The organism is Pseudomonas fluorescens (genome assembly GCF_900215245.1).
Taxonomy (GTDB): domain Bacteria; phylum Pseudomonadota; class Gammaproteobacteria; order Pseudomonadales; family Pseudomonadaceae; genus Aquipseudomonas; species Aquipseudomonas fluorescens.
On record NZ_LT907842.1, the window covers coordinates 1,995,097 to 2,015,575 of the forward strand.

Annotated in this window: 14 protein-coding genes; 11 read left to right on the forward strand and 3 right to left on the reverse strand. The window is 61.6% G+C overall.

Going from position 1 to position 20,479, the window contains the following annotated elements; translation table 11 throughout:
* Window positions 1-6: 6 nt before the first annotated feature.
* From tssK to tagH, 3 genes are read right to left on the reverse strand one after another with little or no spacing between them, the layout of a single operon-like run.
* Window positions 7-1,341 carry a type VI secretion system baseplate subunit TssK gene (gene tssK / locus CPH89_RS09450; RefSeq protein ID WP_053258683.1) on the reverse strand — a complete coding sequence of 445 codons (1,335 nt, stop codon included), beginning with the start codon at window positions 1,339-1,341 and terminating at the stop codon, window positions 7-9.
* A gap of 18 nt (window positions 1,342-1,359) precedes the next feature.
* Window positions 1,360-1,869, reverse strand: a complete 510-nt coding sequence (gene tssJ / locus CPH89_RS09455) for a type VI secretion system lipoprotein TssJ (protein ID WP_053258684.1) — start codon at window positions 1,867-1,869, stop codon at window positions 1,360-1,362.
* Between the two features lie 56 nt (window positions 1,870-1,925).
* Complete coding sequence (tagH, locus tag CPH89_RS09460; protein ID WP_053258685.1) at window positions 1,926-3,269, reverse strand: type VI secretion system-associated FHA domain protein TagH; 1,344 nt, start codon at window positions 3,267-3,269, stop codon at window positions 1,926-1,928.
* A 406-nt stretch (window positions 3,270-3,675) separates the two neighbouring features.
* Between tagH and tssA the strand changes: the two genes are divergently transcribed.
* From tssA to CPH89_RS09515, 11 genes are all read left to right on the forward strand, one after another.
* Window positions 3,676-4,695, forward strand: a complete 1,020-nt coding sequence (tssA, locus tag CPH89_RS09465) for a type VI secretion system protein TssA (RefSeq protein ID WP_053258686.1) — start codon at window positions 3,676-3,678, stop codon at window positions 4,693-4,695.
* A gap of 54 nt (window positions 4,696-4,749) precedes the next feature.
* Window positions 4,750-5,256 carry a type VI secretion system contractile sheath small subunit gene (tssB, locus tag CPH89_RS09470; RefSeq protein WP_017135823.1) on the forward strand — a complete coding sequence of 169 codons (507 nt, stop codon included), beginning with the start codon at window positions 4,750-4,752 and terminating at the stop codon, window positions 5,254-5,256.
* A gap of 2 nt (window positions 5,257-5,258) precedes the next feature.
* On the forward strand, window positions 5,259-6,755 hold the full coding sequence (gene tssC, locus CPH89_RS09475; RefSeq protein ID WP_053258687.1) for a type VI secretion system contractile sheath large subunit: 1,497 nt from the start codon (window positions 5,259-5,261) through the stop codon (window positions 6,753-6,755).
* Window positions 6,756-6,910: 155 nt separating this feature from the next.
* Complete coding sequence (locus CPH89_RS09480; protein WP_005792512.1) at window positions 6,911-7,399, forward strand: Hcp family type VI secretion system effector; 489 nt, start codon at window positions 6,911-6,913, stop codon at window positions 7,397-7,399.
* A 93-nt stretch (window positions 7,400-7,492) separates the two neighbouring features.
* Window positions 7,493-8,008, forward strand: coding sequence for a type VI secretion system baseplate subunit TssE (gene tssE, locus CPH89_RS09485; RefSeq protein WP_053258817.1), 516 nt, complete (start codon window positions 7,493-7,495; stop codon window positions 8,006-8,008).
* Window positions 8,005-9,864: a type VI secretion system baseplate subunit TssF gene (gene tssF / locus CPH89_RS09490; RefSeq protein WP_053258688.1), complete on the forward strand. Its 1,860-nt coding sequence runs from the start codon at window positions 8,005-8,007 to the stop codon at window positions 9,862-9,864. Before tssE ends, tssF begins: the two co-directional genes overlap by 4 nt.
* Complete coding sequence (gene tssG / locus CPH89_RS09495) at window positions 9,828-10,871, forward strand: type VI secretion system baseplate subunit TssG (RefSeq protein WP_053258689.1); 1,044 nt, start codon at window positions 9,828-9,830, stop codon at window positions 10,869-10,871. Before tssF ends, tssG begins: the two co-directional genes overlap by 37 nt.
* Entirely contained in the window at window positions 10,864-13,527 is a 2,664-nt protein-coding gene (gene tssH / locus CPH89_RS09500; protein ID WP_053258690.1) for a type VI secretion system ATPase TssH, read from the forward strand. Before tssG ends, tssH begins: the two co-directional genes overlap by 8 nt.
* 157 nt (window positions 13,528-13,684) lie before the next feature.
* Window positions 13,685-15,625: a type VI secretion system Vgr family protein gene (locus CPH89_RS09505; protein WP_053258691.1), complete on the forward strand. Its 1,941-nt coding sequence runs from the start codon at window positions 13,685-13,687 to the stop codon at window positions 15,623-15,625.
* 15 nt (window positions 15,626-15,640) lie between these two features.
* Entirely contained in the window at window positions 15,641-16,075 is a 435-nt protein-coding gene (locus CPH89_RS09510) for a DcrB-related protein (RefSeq protein ID WP_053258692.1), read from the forward strand.
* Between the two features lie 12 nt (window positions 16,076-16,087).
* Complete coding sequence (locus CPH89_RS09515; RefSeq protein WP_232005434.1) at window positions 16,088-20,476, forward strand: RHS repeat-associated core domain-containing protein; 4,389 nt, start codon at window positions 16,088-16,090, stop codon at window positions 20,474-20,476.
* Window positions 20,477-20,479: the final 3 nt, after the last annotated feature.

The window sequence follows — 20,479 nt, forward strand, 5'->3', positions numbered from 1 at the left end:
CGCGGATTATCCTCGGATCGCCCAGAAGGCCAGGTTCAAACCCGGGAACTGCCCGGCGATATGGAAGGCAAAACCGCCGGAGTTGTTCAGTTGCTGCCAGTGTTCGCTGCCTCGGTCCAACTCGTAATAGGTGCTGCCTGCGTGGTACGGGATCTGCCGTGGCGCCACCGGCAACGGCAGCAGGCCAATGCCCGGCAGTTGCAGGTTGACCATGTCGCGGATGTGCTCCACCGAGCCGACTTTGCTCTGCTGACCGAAGCGCCCGCGCAGGGTTTCGCCAGGCACGTCGGCGCGCACCACGAGGATGAAACTGGCGCTGTCGAGCAGGGTTTTGTCGGCGAGCATCGCCACGTGGATGCCGTAGGCTTTCTCCACAATTGGAATCGGCGTGGCCTTGCTGTCGATCAGCATCGACAGCGCTTCACGCAGGGCCGCCATCACCGGGGCGAAGCTCAGGGCCAGGTCGTCGTGCTGGTATTGCGGGTATTCCTGGGGGCGGCGGCCCGAGGTGGAGAAGGTGGAAAACTCCCCGGCCAGGCTCACCAGCTCGCTGAAAAGACGCTCCGGGTGCAACGGGCTCAACTGGCTGAAATGCTGGAGCAGCGGCTGCGCGCGGTTGACCAATTGCAGCAGCATGAAATCGGCAATCTCCGAGGCGCCACCGGCGCCCGAGGCAACGACACGGCCCGCCAAGGCTTCGCCGCGCTGGTGCAGCAGGCCCAGCAATTCGCTGCGAAAGGCCGTCAGCGGTTTGCTCGCGGCCACGTCCAGAACCGGCGGGATGTAGGTGTCATCGAGGACCAACGCGCGGTCGGCGCGCTTTTCCTTGATGCGTACCAGGCCGATGGCCGCGTAATCGCTGATGCCATCTTGCGCGGTCAGCAAACGCAGCGCCCGCGAGCCCACGGCCACCGGCGCGCGGTTTTCGAACGGAGCGTTGTCGTCACGGACTTCACGCACTTGGCTCACATAGCGCGCGCCGCCAAGGTCTTCGCCGTCGTCGACCGTGTCACGGGCGCCCGCGCGCTTGAGCGGCAGGGCCAGGTACACCAGGCCATCGCGCAGGTTATCGTCGATGTTCAACGGGCTCGGCGCCAGGTCGTCCTGGGGAATATTGAACGGCGTGCCATCAGGCAACAGGCCGCGCGCCGAAACGATCGCCAGCTTGCCCTGCGCCAGCAGGCCCTGGTCGATCAGCAACTCGGAAAAGCCCCACGCGCCAGCGGATAACGGACGGCTACGGGCGTCGATCAGGTTTTCCAGATAACGGTCATGCTGCTGGAAGTGCTGCGTTCCAATGAACATGCCTTCCGACCAGACCACGCGATTGTTCCAGGACATGGGGGCTCCGATTGCTTCTTATTGGGCAGGGCTGGATGGGGGAACCACGACGTCGGCGCGCACGGCGCGCACATCGAGGCTGATCTGGTATTCGGTGTACTGGCGAGCCGGCACATTGAGCACCGTGCGCCATTGCGCGCGGTCCAACTCGCGATAGCCCACCAGCAAACCGATTTGGCGCGTGGAAGGGTCGAGGTCGCGTTGAATGCTCAATTGCTGGCCGGGTTGGACCATCACTTCGTCCTGGTCCAGCAGGTCCAGGCCGAGGGTGGATTGCGCACGGTCAGCCAGCGCGAAGTAGTCGGAGCGACTGAAAGTGGCGGCGTTTTTCAGTTCGAAGATGCGCACCCGCACCGGCGCGGCCTGGCCGTTGGCGCCGGGGTTGAGCCCGTTAATCGCGTGAAAGTGCAACTCGACGGCGGCGGTGTCCGCCTCGGCCTCGGCAACCGCCTGGGGTTTGGCGGCATCCTTGGCACACGCCGTCAGCAGCAACGCGGTGGCTGCTGCGAGTAAAAACCTGGGAATCATCCTGCGTCCTCAATGACGTACTTAGCTATCCGTTTTATCCATTACTGCGGCGCGATTTAGCGTCGCTGTCGTGCGCTGTGTTCTTCGTAGGCTCGGCTGAATTCGCGGCCGAACAGGTCCTGGAAATCTTCCTGGGCCTCGCGGGAAATATTGCTGTAGAGCTCGGTGAACTGCTGCCAGTACTGGGCCTGACGCGAGCCGTTAAAAAGACTCGACAGCCCGCCGGGCTTACCCATGCGCTCTTCCAGCTGTGCCGGTTCAAAGCGCGCGAGCAAGTGTTTGATCGCCGCTTCCACACCGGCCATCACCGCCAGTTGGTGGGCGCGCAGGTCGTCGAAACTGTCGCGCACAGCGACGTCCGGCGCCATAAACGCTTGGTTACCGTGGCGAAGCAGCAGCAGTAAGGCTTCGTCGGCATTCGGCGCGAATTTCAACGGATTGTTTTCGGCCGGCCGGATCATCGTCTGCTGCATGCGAAACTCGCCCTTGAGGCTGGCACGGGCACGCAATACATCGATCAGGCCTTCGACCATCAGCCGATAGCTGCGGCCGATGCTTTCCATTTGCGCGCAGGCGTCGGCTTTGTCGAGGCGCAGCTGGTCAAGGCCGGCGCCGCGCAGGAAGGCTTGCAGCAGGTCGGGCTGCTGAGTGTCCGGGGTGGTCGGCTGGGCGGTCGGCTGGATGACCGGCTGAACGCTCGGCGCCGGTGGCGGTTCGGGCGGCGCAACAGGCTGAGGGGCGGTGACGACAGGCGCTGGCGTGTCGCCAAACAGGTCCCAGTCTTCGGGAATGACTGAACCGGATACCACCGGCGGCTCGATCACCGGCACGGCAACCGGCGTCGGTGGACGGAAGTCGTGTTGCTCGGAGGGTACGTGGTCCGCCACGGTCGGTGGCGGTACGGTGGTCGGGGTGAGGAAGTCGAACAGATCCGGCAGCGTGTCCATCGACGACGCACCCTGGAATTGCGGCGCAATCGCCGGCGTCGACGCAGGCGGGTTCACCACCGCCCCCATCAGCGCCTCAAAACTGTTCGGCGAATCGCCGGCAAACGACTGGCTATCGACGGCTTGCACGTTAAAGTCGATGCGCGCCTGAATTTCGTAATCGCCGATGCGGATCAACTCACCATCTTGCAACGGCTCGCTGTTACCCCTGCGCATACGGATACCGGCGTTGACCAATTCCACGCCGTTTGTACTGTTATCGGTTAAATAGTAACGACCATCTTTGTATTGAATAACGCAGTGCTGTGAAGAGACAAGGCGCTCTGGGTCGGGCAATACCCAGTCATTATCAGAACTGCGGCCAATAGCCATCACGCCCTGATTCATGGACTTTTCAGGGCATTGCCCAGGGGTAATTTTGTGATAACTAGTGATAGTCAAACACAGCGACATCTTGCCTCCTTGCTGATACATCGCGCGCGGTCTATCCGGGGGCTACCCAAAGGGGCCCGTCCTCCCGAGAGATCACCGCCAGGTCGTGCAAACGACCTTGAAAATCTGCTTTTGTCAGCATGATCGCTGATCTTACCCGGCCTCTATGACAAAAATCCTATCTTGGGGCACCGTTAGACCCGTCAGTCGCGCAAGGTGTTAAACACCGCACATCTGTCACAGAGGGCGAATAGCTTACCTTGACAAGGCGTAACTACTACACCAAAAATGCACAACTTCTTGAACATCAGTGGTGGCACATTAGTGGCACCTCGACGTATATGACCAAGAAACCATGCAAAGTTCATTACGCAACTAATGCATGAATTGCCCGATATCTAACGGGCCGATAGGGAGATCGAATCAAGTGGATGTGCCGTTGCTGCTCGCCGCCGTTTCCGCGACTTCGCCTTGTGGCGAAGACATGGAATATGACGCGGACTTTCTCCACCTGGAGCGTGCCGCCAAAGGCCAACCCGAGCGCAGCATGGGCGACTCGATCCTGCCCGCTGAACCGCCGGACTGGCGCAGCATCCAGCAGCAAAGCCTCGACTTGCTGCAGCGCAGCAAAGACCTGCGCATCACCCATTTCCTGTTGCAAAGCTCCCTCGCCCTGCAAGGCCCGGTCGGGCTCGCCGAAGTGCTTACGCTGATCAATGCGCTACTGCGTGAATACTGGGCCGACCTGCACCCGCGCCTGGATGCCGACGACGATAACGACCCCACCGTGCGCATCAACGCCCTCTCGGGCTTGACCAGCGACGCGACCATTCGTCTGCTGCGCGAAAGTATCCTCACGCGCTCACGCACGTTCGGGCCGGTGAGCCTGCGCGCTGCGCTGAACGCCAGCGGCCTGATGAGTTTCCCTGATGAACAACTCGGCGCCCAGCAACTGAACGCCGCGTTCCTCGACAGCGACCCGGAACAACTGCAAGCCACCCACGATGCCTTGAGCGCCGCGCGTGCCGCCTGCGAAGCCATCGAACAACAGGTCAGCGACCAGGTCGGTTCAGCCCAGGGCGTTGACCTCAGCCTGTTGAAGCAACCGCTCAAGCAGGCGCTGCAAGTCCTCAACCAATTCGTACCGAACAGCGATACCCGCAGCGCGCCCGAGGCCGTCAGTGACGACAATGCCCCCTCGGTTGAATACGCTGCTGCCCCCGCCGCACCGCGCCCAACGGGCGACATCGCCAGCCGCGATGACGTGCTGCGCAGCCTCGACAAGATCCTTGCGTACTACACCCGACACGAGCCTTCGAGCCCGCTGCCGGTGCTGTTGAACCGCGCGAAAAATCTGGTGCACGCCGACTTCGCGGCCATCGTGCGCAATCTGATTCCCGATGGCATGTCCCAATTTGAAAACCTGCGTGGCCCGGACGGCGAGTAAGCCGCCCGGCTGTGCAGTAACAACACCGTCGCTCAAGCGACCAGGAGCAGCAACGTGGCGAAGCAAAGTTCTCAGAAATTCATCGCGCGCAACCGTGCGCCTCGAGTGCAGATCGAGTACGACGTCGAGCTTTACGGCGCCGAGAAAAAGGTCCAGCTGCCCTTCGTAATGGGCGTGATGGCCGACCTCGCCGGCAAGCCTGCCGAACCGCTCGCCCCTGTGGCCGACCGCAAGTTCCTTGAAGTGGACGTCGATAACTTCGACTCGCGCCTCAAGGCCATGCAGCCGCGTGTGGCGTTCCATGTACCGAACGAGTTGACCGGCGAAGGTAACCTGAGCCTGGACATCACCTTCGAAAGCATGGACGACTTCAGCCCGGCCGCCGTGGCCCGCAAGGTCGATTCGCTCAAACAGCTGCTCGAAGCCCGCACCCAGCTCGCCAACCTGCTGACCTACATGGACGGCAAGACCGGCGCTGAAGAAATCATCATGAAAGCGATCAAGGACCCGGCATTGCTGCAGGCCCTTGCAAGCGCGCCTAAGCCGGCAGGGGACCAGTAATCATGACCGAGAATACCGCCCGCGAAGGCTCCCAGATCCTGGGCGCTACCGAAGAAGCCAGCGAGTTCGCGAACCTGCTGTTGCAAGAATTCAAACCCAAGACCGAGCGTGCCCGCGAAGCCGTGGAAACTGCCGTGCGCACCCTGGCCGAACAGGCTCTGGCGCAGACAGACCTGGTGTCCAATGACGCGATCAAGTCGATTGAATCGATCATCGCCGCCATCGACGCCAAGCTCACCGCCCAGGTTAACCAGATCATCCATCACCAGGATTTCCAGCAACTGGAAAGCGCCTGGCGTGGCCTGCACTACCTGGTCAACAACACCGAGAGCGATGAGCAGCTGAAGATTCGCGTGCTCAACATCTCCAAGCCGGACCTGCACAAGACCCTGAAGAAATTCAAGGGCACCGCGTGGGACCAGAGCCCGATCTTCAAGAAGATGTACGAAGAAGAATACGGCCAGTTCGGCGGCGAACCTTACGGTTGCCTGGTGGGCGACTACTACTTCGACCAGTCGCCACCCGACGTGGAGCTGCTGGGCGAGCTGTCGAAAGTCTGCGCCGCCATGCACGCCCCGTTTATCGCTGCGGCTTCGCCGACCGTGATGGGCATGGGCTCCTGGCAGGAACTGTCGAACCCGCGCGACCTGACCAAGATCTTCACCACCCCGGAATACGCCGGCTGGCGCTCGCTGCGTGAATCGGAAGATTCGCGCTACATCGGCCTGACCATGCCGCGCTTCCTGGCACGCCTGCCGTATGGCGCCAAAACCGACCCGGTGGAAGCCTTCGCCTTCGAAGAAAACACCGACGGTGCGGACAGCTCCAAGTACACCTGGGCCAACGCCGCGTACGCGATGGCGGTGAACATCAACCGTTCGTTCAAACACTACGGCTGGTGCTCGCGCATCCGTGGCGTGGAGTCCGGCGGTGAAGTGGAAAACCTGCCTGCCCACACGTTCCCGACCGATGACGGCGGTGTGGACATGAAGTGCCCGACCGAAATCGCCATCAGCGACCGCCGCGAAGCGGAACTGGCGAAGAACGGTTTCATGCCGCTGCTGCACAAGAAAAACACCGACTTCGCCGCCTTCATTGGCGCCCAGTCGTTGCAGAAACCGGCCGAATACGATGACCCGGACGCCACCGCCAACGCCAACCTGGCCGCGCGCCTGCCGTACCTGTTCGCCACCTGCCGTTTCGCTCACTACCTCAAGTGCATCGTGCGCGACAAAATCGGTTCCTTCAAAGAGAAGGACGAGATGCAGCGTTGGTTGCAGGACTGGATCCTCAACTACGTCGACGGCGACCCGGCGCACTCCACCGAAACCACCAAGGCCCAGCACCCGTTGGCTGCCGCCGAAGTGATCGTGGAAGACGTCGAAGGCAACCCGGGTTACTACAACTCGAAGTTCTACCTGCGCCCGCACTATCAGCTGGAAGGGCTGACCGTGTCGCTGCGCCTGGTATCGAAGCTGCCGTCGGCGAAAAGCGCGTAAGTAGCTGTCGCTCGTTCCCACGCTCTGCGTGGGAATGCCGCCCGGGGCGCTCCGCGTCCCAGTGACGCAGAGCGTCACAGGATGCGTTACCACGCAGAGCGTGGGAACGATCAGCGTTAATAAATTCTGTGGCTGAGACCACACAGGGAGAAAACATGGCTGTTGATATTTTCATCAAGATCGGCGACATCAAGGGCGAGTCCATGGACAAGGCCCACAAGGACGAAATCGACGTGCTGAACTGGAGCTGGGGCATGGCCCAGTCCGGCAACATGCATGTTGGCGGTGGCGGCGGCGCGGGCAAGGTGAATATCCAGGACCTGTCGCTGACCAAGTACGTCGACAAGGCGTCGCCGAACCTGATGATGCACTGCGCCAGCGGCAAGCACATCGACAAGGTCAAGCTGACCGTGCGCAAGGCCGGTGGTGAAAGCCAGGTCGAGTACATGGTGATCAACCTGGAAGAAGTGCTGGTCACGTCCCTGAGCACCGGCGGCTCGGGCACTGATGATCGCCTGACCGAAAACGTCACCCTGAACTTCGCCCAAGTGATGGTCGACTACCAGCCGCAGAAAGCCGACGGCACCAAAGACGGCGGCGCGATCAAGTTTGGCTGGAACATCCGTTCCAACACCAAACGCTGATAGCCCAGGAGGCCGTAGCCCTGCGCTACGGCCCCCGGCACCGGCCCTGCTGCACAACCGTCCCTCTCACAACCCGTCCGTGGAGCTGCTTTGGTGGTAACTGAAATCGCTTCCCGCGACCGTCTGCAACCGTCCTTGCTGGACCGGCTGACCGACGACGACCCAACCAATCCCAAGGAAAGCGCCGACAAACGCGTGCTGTCCCTGACCCAATTGAAAGCCTCGGTTCTGCGCGACCTGGCGTGGCTGCTCAACACCACGTCGTTGCTGGATGCCGATGCCACGCTGCACACCGCGGCCGGTACGTCGGTGGTCAATTACGGCCTGCCGGCACTGGCTGGCAACAGCGTTTCCAGTGTTGACATCAAGGCCCTGGAAGCCCTGATCTACCAGGCGATTGCCACCTTTGAGCCACGTATTCTGCGCCACACACTGCGCGTCAAAGCCCGCGTCGGCCATGGCGAGATGAACCACAATGCGCTGAGCTTCGAGATCGAAGGCGACCTGTGGGCACAGCCGGTGCCGTTGCGCCTGTTGCTGCAAACCGACCTCGACCTGGAGTCCGGGCATGTGCGCGTAGTGAATGCCGACCAGCGGAGACGCCCATGAACCCGCGCCTGCTGGAGCTGTACAACCAGGAACTGCACCACGTGCGCGAAAGCGCCGCCGAGTTCGCCAAGGAATACCCGAAGATCGCCAGTCGGCTGACCCTGTCCGGTATGGACTGCGCCGACCCGTACGTCGAACGTTTGCTTGAGGGCTTTGCCTACCTCACCGCCCGCGTACAGCTCAAGCTCGACGCCGAGTACCCGACCTTCACCCATAACCTGCTGGAAATCGCTTACCCGCACTACCTGGCGCCGACGCCGTCGATGACCGTGGTGCAATTGCAGACCGACCCCGACGAAGGCTCCTTGGCCAGCGGTTTCCCGCTACCCCGCGACACGGTGTTGCGCGCCGCACTGGGTCGCGAAACCCAGACCTGCTGCGAGTACCGCACCGCACACCCGGTGACGTTGTGGCCGTTGCAGGTCAGCGGCGCCGAATACTTCGGCAACCCCGCCGCCGTACTCGGGCGCCTGGCTGCCAGCGAGCCGAAAGCCAAGGCCGGCTTGCGCCTGACCCTGCGCACTGGCGCCGAGTTGCCGTTCAACAGCCTCGACCTCGACAGCCTGCCGCTGTACCTCAGCGGCGCCGATGAGCAACCGTTCCGCCTCTACGAACAATTGCTCGGCAACGCCTGCGCGGTGTTTGCACGCAAGCCCGGCGGTGACTGGGTTGAACGCCTGCCGCAAGACGCGCTGCGCTCACGGGGTTTTGACGATGCCGACGCAGCCATGCCGGTGGTGGCGCGCGCGTTTCAGGGCTACCGGTTGTTGCAGGAATACTTCGCCCTGCCCCATCGCTTCCTGTTCGTCGAGTTCGCCGAACTGAGCCGTGCAGTCAAACGCTGCGACGGCCAGGAGCTGGAACTGATCGTGCTGTTCGACCGCCACGAGCCGAGCCTGGAAGGCAGTGTCGGCGCGGCGCAGTTCATGCCGTTCTGCACGCCGGCGATCAACCTGTTCCCGAAACGCGTGGACCGTATCCACCTGTCCGACCGCGTCAACGAACACCATGTAATCGCTGACCGCACCCGGCCGATGGATTTCGAGATTCATTCGCTGAGCGGCATCACTGGGCACGGCACCGGGCCGGAGCAGCCGTTCCTGCCGTTCTACGCGGTGCGCGACCCGTCGCGCTATGGTCGCGACAAAGCGTATTACACCGTACGCCGCGAACCACGCGTGCTGTCCAGCGACCAACGCCGTAACGGCCCGCGCTCCACCTATGTGGGCAGCGAAACCTTCGTCAGCCTGGTCGACAGCCAGCAAGCGCCGTACCGCCACGACCTGCGCCAACTCGGCGTAACCGCACTGTGCACCAACCGCGATTTGCCGCTGTTCATGAGTGTGGGCAACGGCAAGACCGACTTCACCCTGGCCGACAGCGCCCCGGTATTGTCCGTACGCTGTGTGGCCGGCCCGAGTCGCCCGCGCGCCAGCCATGCCCACGACGCCAAGGCCTGGCGCCTGATCAGCCAGTTGTCGCTCAACTACCTGTCGCTGAGCGAGCAAGGCCAGGGCGCGGGCGCCTTGCGCGAACTGCTGCGCTTGTACGGCGACAGCAATGACGCGGCCCTGCAATTGCAGATCGAAGGCCTGCGCGAAGTCAGCAGCAAAGCCGTGACCCGGCGCCTGCCGATGCCGGGTCCGATCGTGTTTGGCCGCGGCTTGGAAATCACCCTGGAATTTGATGAAAACGCGTTTCGCGGCACCGGCGTGTTCCTGCTCGGTGCGGTGCTGGAGCGCTTTCTGGCACGTTACGTGTCGATCAACAGTTTTACCGAGACGGTGATCCGTACCACCGAACGCGGCGAGATCATGCGATGGAAAGCCAAGCCCGGGCGGCGTCCGACCCTGTGAACACACTGGATGCGATGCATCAGGAGCCCTGGGAATACGATTTCTTTCAGGCACTGCGGCGTATCGAGTGCGAATCGCCAGAGCTGCCGCGCCTGGGCCATTCCCTGCGCCTGGCGGATGACCCGTTACGCCTGGGGCAGCAAGCCGATTGCACGTTCGCCCCGGCCACCCTGGCCTCGGTCGATCCCGGCGGCGACGGTAAGCCTGCGCGGCTGGAACAGTTCTTCTTTGGCCTCGGCGGCCCCAACGGCCCGTTGCCGCTGCACATCACCGAGTACGTGCGCGAGCGTCAGCGCAATAACGCCGACAGCACCAGCAAACAGTTTTTGGACGTGTTCCACCATCGCCTGCTCAGCCTGTTCTACCGGGCCTGGGCCGAAGCGCGGCCGACGGTCAGCCACGACCGACCGGACGATGATTACTGGTCGGCACGCCTGGCAGCACTGAGCGGCCGAGGTATGCCGAGCCTGCTGAATCAGGGGCTGATTCCCGACACGGCGAAGTTGCATTACAGCGGCCACTTGTCGGCACAGACCCGCTACCCGGACGGTTTGAAGGCGATCCTCAGCGAATACTTTGGCTTGCCCGTTGAGATTGAAGAATACGTCGGCCAGTGGCTGGAACTGCCCGAGCGCAGCCGCGTCAGTGTCAGCGCCAATCAACTGGGCGTGGACTTTTGCCTGGGCAGCCACGTGTGGGACCGCCAGCATAAGTTTCGCATCCGCCTGGGCCCGCTCAAGCTGGATGACTACATGGGCATGCTGCCTGGCAGCCAGCCGTTCAACGAGCTGGTGGCATGGGTGGCCGAGTACCTGGGCCATGAATTGGACTGGGACTTGAACCTGATTTTGCAACAACCTGAAGTCCCGAAGCTGCAGCTTAACGGCCAGTTCCGCCTGGGCTTCAACACATGGCTCGGCTGCCCCGCGCACGACGCCAACGACCTAATCCTGGCTCGGCATTACGCCGATCACGCCAGCACCTCAAGGAATCCAGAGCATGGGTGAAATCAGTCGCGCCGCACTGTTCGGCAAACTCAACAGCGTGGCCTACAAGGCCATCGAAGCCGCCACCGTGTTCTGCAAACTGCGGGGCAACCCGTACGTGGAACTGGCTCACTGGTTTCACCAACTGCTGCAGTTGCAGGACTCGGACCTGCACCGCATCGTCCGCCAGTTCAACGTGGAGCCGGCGCGCCTGGCCCGCGACCTGACCGAAGCCCTGGACCGCCTGCCGCGCGGCTCGACGTCAATCACCGACCTGTCGTCCCACGTGGAAGAAGCCGTGGAACGCGGCTGGGTCTACGGCAGCCTGATGTTCGGCGAGAGCCAGGTGCGCACCGGTTACCTGGTACTCGGCATTCTCAAGACACCGAGCCTGCGCAATGCGCTGCTGGGCTTGTCTTCCGAGTTCAACAAGATCAAGGCCGACACCCTGAGCGAACGCTTTGACGAATACGTCGGCGACTCGCCGGAAAACGCCCTCAGTGCCAACGACGGATTTAATGCCGGCGCAGTCCCGGGCGAGGCCAGTGGTGCCATGGCGCCGAGCGCGATGGGTAAGCAGGAAGCGCTCAAGCGCTTCACCGTCGACCTCACCGAACAGGCCCGCAGCGGCAAGCTCGACCCGATCGTTGGGCGTGATGAAGAGATCCGCCAACTGGTCGACATCCTGATGCGTCGGCGCCAGAACAACCCGATCCTCACGGGTGAAGCCGGCGTGGGCAAGACTGCCGTGGTCGAAGGTTTCGCCCTGCGCATCGTCGCCGGTGACGTGCCGCCCGCACTCAAAGACGTGGAACTGCGCAGCCTCGATGTGGGCCTGCTGCAAGCCGGTGCCAGCATGAAAGGCGAGTTCGAGCAGCGCCTGCGCCAAGTCATCGAGGATGTGCAGGCTTCGCCCAAACCGATTATTCTGTTTATCGACGAAGCCCACACCCTGGTGGGTGCCGGTGGCGCCGCCGGCACCGGTGATGCGGCCAACCTGCTCAAGCCCGCCCTCGCCCGCGGCACCTTGCGCACCGTCGCCGCCACGACCTGGGCCGAGTACAAAAAACACATCGAAAAAGACCCGGCGTTGACCCGCCGCTTCCAAGTGGTGCAAGTCGCCGAGCCGTCGGAAGACAAGGCGCTGTTGATGATGCGCGGCGTGGCCTCGACCATGGAAAAACACCATCAGGTGCAGATCCTTGATGAAGCCCTGGAAGCTTCGGTGAAGCTGTCGCACCGCTACATTCCTGCCCGCCAGCTACCGGATAAATCCGTGAGCCTGCTGGACACCGCTTGCGCGCGTGTTGCCATCAGCCTGCACGCGGTGCCCGCCGAAGTGGACGACAGCCGCCGCCGCATCGAGGCGCTGGAAACCGAGCTGCAAATCATCGCCCGCGAGCATGCCATTGGCATCGTGATTGGCGCGCGCCAAAGCAACAGCGAAGCCCTGCTGAGCGCTGAGCGTGAACGCCTCGCAACCCTGGAAAGCCGCTGGGCCGAAGAGAAAGCGCTGGTGGACGAGTTGCTCGCCACTCGCGCGACGCTGCGTGAGAAGGTCGGTGAAGTCGACAGTGGCAACGATGCATTGCGCGCACAGCTGGTGGACCTGCAACAGCGCCTCACTGCCCTGCAAGGCGAAACCCCGCTGATCCTGCCAACCGTGGATTACCAGGCGGTGGCCTCGGTGGTCGCCGACTGGACCGGCATTCCCGTGGGCCGCATGGCGCGCAACGAACTGGAGACGGTGCTCAACCTCGACCAGCACCTGAAAAAACGCATCATCGGCCAGGACCACGCCCTGCAGATGATCGCCAAACGCATCCAAACCTCTCGCGCCGGCCTCGACAACCCGAGCAAGCCCATTGGCGTGTTCATGCTCGCCGGCACGTCCGGCGTGGGCAAGACCGAAACCGCCCTGGCCCTGGCCGAAGCCATGTACGGCGGTGAGCAGAACGTGATCACCATCAACATGAGCGAGTTCCAGGAAGCCCATACCGTGTCGACCCTCAAGGGCGCGCCGCCGGGCTATATCGGCTATGGCGAAGGCGGTGTGTTGACCGAAGCCGTACGGCGCAAACCCTACAGCGTCGTGCTGTTGGACGAGGTCGAAAAAGCCCACCCGGACGTGCATGAAATCTTCTTCCAGGTGTTCGACAAGGGCGTGATGGAAGACGGTGAAGGCCGCGTGATCGACTTCAAGAACACCCTGATTCTGCTGACCACCAACGCCGGCACTGAGCTGATCTCCCGCGTCTGCAAAGACCCGGCGAACATGCCTGAGCCAGAAGACATCGCCAAGGCCTTGCGCCAGCCGCTGCTGGAGATTTTCCCACCGGCATTGCTTGGCCGTTTGGTGACGATCCCTTACTACCCGCTGAGCGACGAGATGCTCAAGGCAATCACCCGCCTGCAACTCAACCGCATCAAAAAGCGCGTGGAGAATACGCACAAAGTCGCTTTCGACTACGACGACGCGGTGGTCGACTTGATCGTCTCACGCTGCACCGAAACCGAAAGCGGCGGGCGCATGATCGACACCATCCTCACCAACAGCCTGTTGCCGGACATGAGCCGTGAATTCCTCACGCGCATGCTCGAAGGCAAGGCGCTGGCGGGTGTGCGCATCAGCAGCCGGGACAATGAATTGCACTACGACTTCAACGACGCCGATTGACCTGACGGAATGCGATCACAACGGCGGGAGGGGGCTTGCCCCGATAGCGGTGAATCAGTCACCTCAGGCATCAACTGACGCACTGCTATCGGGAGCAAGCCCCCTCCCACAGTTGAATTCGGTTTCTTCAGCTATTAAGTCATTTACGGGTTAACCGATGCTATTCAACCAAGCCTCACGCCTGGCCAAGATCACCAGCCCCCTGGGGGCGGATGTGCTGTTGCTCAATGAAATGGGGGGCGGCGAAGAGCTGGGCCGCTTGTTCAACTATGAGCTGCAACTGACCTCGCTCGACGCCAACATCGACCTCAACCAGCTGCTGGGCAAGCCGATGAGCGTGAGCGTGCAACTGGCGGACGGTGGCGAGCGGCATTTCCACGGCATCGTCGCGCGGTGCAGCCAGAACATCGACCAGGGCCAGTTCGCCAGTTACCAAGTGACGCTGCGCCCATGGTTCTGGCTGCTGAGCCGCACCTCGGACTGTCGGATTTTCCAGAACCTGAGCATCCCGCAGATCATCAAGCAGGTGTTTCGCGACCTGGGCTTTTCCGACTTCGAAGACGCCCTGAGCCGCCCGTACCGCGAGTGGGAATACTGCGTGCAGTACCGCGAAACCAGCTTCGACTTCGTCAGCCGGTTGATGGAACAGGAAGGTATCTACTACTTTTTCCGCCATGAACAGGACCGCCATGTGCTGGTGCTGGCCGACGCCTATGGCGCCCACACCACCGTGCCGGGCTACGCGTCGATTCCGTACTACCCCAAGGACGAGCAGCAGCGCGAACGCGACCATATGCACAACTGGCACCTGGCGCACGAAGTGCAGCCGGGGTCGCTGGAGCTGAACGACTACGACTTCCAGCGCCCCAGCGCGAGCATCGACGTGCGCTCGGCGATGCCGCGCCCGCACACTGCCGGCGACTACCCGTTGTACGACTACCCCGGCACTTATGTGCAAAGTGAAGACGGCGAACACTACGCGCGCACCCGCATCGAAGCCTTGCAAACCCTGCATGAGCAGATCGAGTTCAGCGGCAACGCGCGCGGCCTCGGTTCGGGCCACTTGTTCAGCCTCACCGGCTTCAGCCGCCAGGACCAGAACCGCGAATACCTGATCGTCGGTTGCCGTTACTACATCGTCCAGGAAAACCTGGAAAGCGGCGGCGGCTCAGGCTCGGCGCAATTCGAAAGCAGCCTCACCTGCATCGATGCCCAACAAAGTTTTCGCCCTTTGGCCAACACCCACCGGCCGATTGTCAAAGGCCCGCAGACGGCCTTGGTGGTCGGCCCCAAAGGTGAAGAAATCTGGACCGACCAGTATGGCCGCGTGAAGGTGCACTTTTACTGGGACCGCCATGACCAATCCAACGAAAACAGCTCATGCTGGATTCGCGTATCGCAATCCTGGGCCGGGAAAAACTGGGGCTCGATGCAAATCCCACGGATCGGCCAGGAAGTAATTGTGAGCTTTCTGGAAGGCGACCCGGACCGACCGATCATCACCGGGCGCGTCTACAACGCCGAGCAGACCGTGCCTTACGACCTGCCGGAAAACGCCACCCAGAGCGGCATGAAAAGCCGCTCCAGCAAAGGCGGCACGCCGGCCAACTTCAATGAAATCCGCATGGAGGACAAGAAGGGGCTGGAGCAGTTGTATATCCATGCCGAGCGCAATCAGGACATCGTGGTGGAAGTGGATGAAAGCCACGCCGTCGGGCATGACCGCAACAAAAGCATTGGGCATAACGAAACGGTGACCATCGGTAATAACCGTACGCGCATCGTCAAGCAGGAGGACGTCCTCTTGGTCGGCCAGCGCAAGACCGACAGCATCAGCCAGAGCTATGTCGTCGAAGTGGGTGAAAACCTGCGCCTGGTCTGCGGCGAAAGCATCCTGGAGCTGAATGCCAGCGGGCAGATCAACCTCACCGGGGTGAATATCAGTTTCTATGCCAGCGGTGATGCCGAGTTCAACACCAAGGGCGTACTGCACTTGAACAACGGCCACGGCCCCGGCGCCACACCCGATGGCCAGGGCATCAAAAAAAGCATCGACGCCAATATCAAAGCCGTTTTCCCCGCGCCTAAAAGCTCCTGACGAGACCTGTTTGCCATGACGTACCGAATCAACGAATTCCAGTTCCAACTGCCTGCAGGCGAGCTGCAAGACGCGTCGATCAATATCCTCAAGTTCCCTGAGCTGGGCACGTCCTTGATCATCAGCCGCAGCTTCCTCACCGACGGCGAAACCCTGCACAGTAACTTCGACGACCAGCTCAAGCGCCTGGAAAAACAGGTGCAGGACTTGCGCTGCCAACCGAGCGTGACCGTGCGACTGGGCGCCGCTCAAGAGGTGGAAGGTATCGAGTTGCGCAGCCAGTTCAACAAGGGCAATGACAAGGTGTTCCAGTATCAGTTGGCGCTGGTGTTGCCGGGTACGCGCAAGATGCTCGCCTTGAGTTATGTGAAGGCCGAAAAACTCGGGGAAGCCGAGGCAACGCACTGGGCATTGATAAAAAATTCGCTGTCGTTCGACGCTATCTCCTGATGAGCAACCTGCATGTCTGACGCGTTATGGGCGGCCCGGATGGGCGATGCGCTATCCCACACCTCGATGATGGCGGACATCCTCGGCGGTGTGCTGGAAGTGGCGGCCAATATCGCGATTACTGCGGTCGCGACCGCTGCCGTGGTGGCCGCCACCGGCATTACCGTGGCCACCGGCGGCCTCGGCTGCTTCCTGCTGGGCGCGGTAGTGGGCACGATTGTCGGCCTGGCCATGAGCAAGAGTGGCGCGGACAAAGGGCTGACCAAGATATGCGATGCCTTTAGCAACGCCTTATTTCCGCCCACCGTGCAGGCGAACATTCTCACCGGCTCCACCAACACCCTCACCAATAACATCCCCGCCGCCCGCGCGGCAGGGGCGATCAGCTCCCATGTCACACCGGCCGGCACCGAGCTGGAAGAAACCAAGCCTGAGCCAGAGCCCAGTTACCTGGACATGGCCGAAGGCTTCTTCTCGCAGATGTGGCGCCCCACCGTCGCAACGCCCGCGCCAGGCGCCGTGCCGAAGCCGCTGGACCTGGTCGTGTGCATGAAGCACCCGCCAATGCCGCCGCAGTTTCTTGCCGAAGGCTCGGAAAAGGTCACGATCAATGGTCAGCCCGCTGTGCGCAGTGGTGATCGCAGTACCTGCGATGCGACGGTGGTGTCGTCCGGTTTGATCTCATCCAACGTGGCCATAGGCGGCGGCTCGGTGGTGGTGCGTGAAATTCGCAGCGGCAAGACCCCGGGGGTTGGGCTGGCGGTCACGGCGTTGTTGATGCTCAAGGGTGGCAAGGGCAAGTTCTTCAGCAAGTTGCCGTGCATGTTGGTCAGCGGTGCGACCTCGATGGCCATCAGCAGCGCGATGGGCGCTGCGGCTAACGCTGCGATGGGCTCGTCGAACCCGGTGCATGCTGCGACGGGCGCGAAGGTACTGGGCGACGTCGACGACCTGGATTTTGTGCTGCCGGGTATCCTGCCGATTGACTGGCAGCGCTTCTACAACAGCCGCGATGAACGCCCGAGCAGCCTGTTTGGCGCCGGTTGGAGCGTGCCCTACGAGGTGTGCGTCGACATTCAGCCGCATCCCGAGGGCGGCGAAACGCTCGTGTATACCGACGAGCAGGGCCGGCCCATCGACATGGGCTCCATTCCGTTGGGCGGCGCAGTGTTCAGCGCGGGCGAAGGGCTTGCGGTGCGGCGACACCTCAATGGGCAATTGCTGATCGAAAGCGACGACGGCATGTACCGTTTGTTCGAACCGGCGCCCGCAAACTCGACACGACTGCGCCTGAGCCAATTGGGTGATCGTAACGACAACCGTATCTACCTCGACTATGACGAAGCCGGGCACTTGGTGCGTCTGCGCGACACGTTCGATCTGGTGCAGGTTGAGCTGATCCGTGATCAGGGCTATGTGAGCCGCATTGAACGCCTGTACCCGGATCAACGTCGCGAGGTGCTGGTGAGCTACGGCTACGACGCGGCGGGCAATCTCGCGCAAGTGCGCGATGCAACCGATCAAGTCCAGCGGCGCTTCGCCTACGATGCCGGGCGCCGAATGGTGGAACATCAATTGCCCACCGGATTGCGCTGTTTCTATGAGTGGGTACTGGTTGAAGGCCTGGAATGGCGCGTGGTTAGGCATTGGACCGATGAGGGCGACGCTTACCAGTTCGACTATGACCTGCAGGCCGGTATTACGCGCATCACCGATGGCCTACAGCGTGTGAGCACGCGGTACTGGAACACTCAGCACCAGATCATTCAGTACAGCGACAACCTCGGCCAGACTTGGCTATTCGAATGGAACGACGAACGCCAATTGCTCAGCGCTACTGATCCGTTGGGTGGGCGCTATGAATACAGCTACGATGAGAGCGGCAACGTAATCGGCGAAACCGACCCGCTGGGCCGCAGTGATTCGACCTTGTGGCTGGAACATTGGGCATTGCCGCTGGTGGAAACCGACGCGGCCGACAACAGCTGGCAATATCGCTATGACCCACGCGGTAACTGCATTGCCGAGACCGATCCGCTGGGTTATATCACCCGCTATCGCTATGACGCCCATGGCCAGGTCGTGGAGATTGTCGACGCCACCGGCAAAAGCAAAAAACTGCGCTGGAATGCATTCGGGCAGTTGGTCGAGCATATCGATTGCTCGGGCTACCCGACGCGTTTCAGCTACGACGACCGTGGCTATTTGCAGGTCATCACTGATGCCTTGGGTGAACGCACGCAGTTCAGCTATGACGCTCAGGGCCGCTTGCTCAGCAGCCAATTACCGGATGGGCGCACCGAGTTGTATCAGCGCAACGCCAGCGGGCAGTTGGTGGGCTACACCGACCCCGCCGGGCACACCACGCTCTACCAACACAACCGGCGTGGCCAGGTACGTCAGCGCACCGACGCCCATGGTCGACAGGTGCAGTTTGGGTATGACAGCTACGGGCGGCTGCAAGCGCTGGTCAACGAGAACGGTGAAAGCTATCGGTTTGCATGGGACGCCGGGGATCGGCTGACCGAGCAGCAGGACCTCGACGGCAGCGCCAAGCACTACGACTACGACTTGCTCGACAACATCACGGCGGTGACTGCGCTTCCTGCGCCTTATGGCAATGGACTGGCGGTAGTGCCCGAGACGCCACCCGCGCCCATCGTTCATCGGCTGGAGCGTGATGCGCTCGGGCGACTGGTCGCCAAAACCACCGACGATGGCCGCACCGACTACAGCTACGATGCCGTGGATCAGCTCACTGCGGTCACCTTCACTGATCTGCAAGGCAATGCCCAGGCGTTGGGTTTCGCCTACGATGCTGTCGGCCAGTTGCTTGCCGAACAGAGTGCCGCCGGCAAGCTGCAACATCACTACGACGAACTCGGCAACCTGATCCAGACCCAACTGCCGGACGGGCGCTGGCTCAATCGCCTGTACTACGGCAGCGGCCACCTGCACCAGATCAACCTCGACGGCCAGGTCATCAGCGACTTCGAACGCGACCGCCTGCACCGCGAAGTACTGCGCACCCAAGGCCAGCTCAGCACCCGCAGCGAATACGACCGCAGCGGCCGCCTGCGCTCACGCCAACGCCGCCTTAACAGCCAGCCATCGCTGATGCCTGCGGCGACGCAAAAGCAGTTCGAATACGACCCCGCCGACAACCTGATCGGCAAACTCGACCAGCAAACCACCGCGCAACATCGCCAACTGCTGCACTACGACGCCACCGGCCGCATCATCGCCAGCCAGGACAGCCTGCACGGCCAGCGCGAAACCTTCGCCTATGACGCCGCCGCCAACCTGCTGGACGGCCCGCAAGCGGGTGCCGGGTTGGTGGTGCATAACAAGCTGCTGACGTATCAGGACAAGCGTTATCGCTACGACGCGTTTGGGCGGATGGTCGAGAAGCGCAGTGCCAAGCGTGGCGTGCAGCGGTTTGCGTATGACGCTGAAAGCCGGCTGGTTGAAGTGCGCAGTCAGAAAGATGGACGGGAGACAGTCGTGAAAATGACTTATGACCCGCTCGGCCGCCGCACCGCCAAAACTGAACATGACAGCCAAGGTTACCCCTTAGGCGAAAGCCGTTTTGACTGGGAAGGTATGCGTCTGCTGCAGGAACATCGGCATAGCCAGACCAGCCTCTACATCTATGAAGAAGATAGCTATGCGCCGCTGGCGCGTGTGGATGGGGCGAACAAGCATCAAAGTGTGCGCTATTACCATAACGATCTGAACGGGTTGCCGGAGCAATTGACCGAAACTGACGGGGTAACCGTGTGGCAGGCGCGGTATCAGGTTTGGGGAAATACAGTTCAAGAGGTCCGTGAAGCGTACTTTATCGAAGAACAGAATTTACGGTTTCAGGGGCAGTACCTGGACCGGGAGATTGGGCTGCACTACAACACGTTTCGGTTTTATGATCCGGATGTGGGACGGTTTACGACGCCAGACCCAATTGGGTTGGCGGGTGGCGATAACCTCTACCAATACGCCCCTAATACGTCCGGATGGATTGACCCGCTGGGCCTGCTCAAAGAAGGCGAGGTTGCTGGTTATGGCGCCAAGGCCCATAAGAATGACGGACTGGAAGCACACGAAATTGTCCGCAATAAATTCCTAGAAGAAAAAGGTATAGCCAAGGGCCGGCGCTACAAGGGCAATCCATCCATCGCGCTGTCGCCCGAGCATCATGACATGGTGCATGCCGAGGAAAATCGTTTGCGGCGCGCTCGAGGGATGGGGCCCAACCAGATGCTCAAACGTGGGAAGCTGGAGATTCGTATCATGTCCCAAGCCATACACAACTCGCTGGTCAAAACCGGCATCATCACACAACAGCAGGCCAGAACGGCGAGGCGGTCTGCCACGTCATTTGCCAAACGAAAAGGTTGTTTCTAAAGG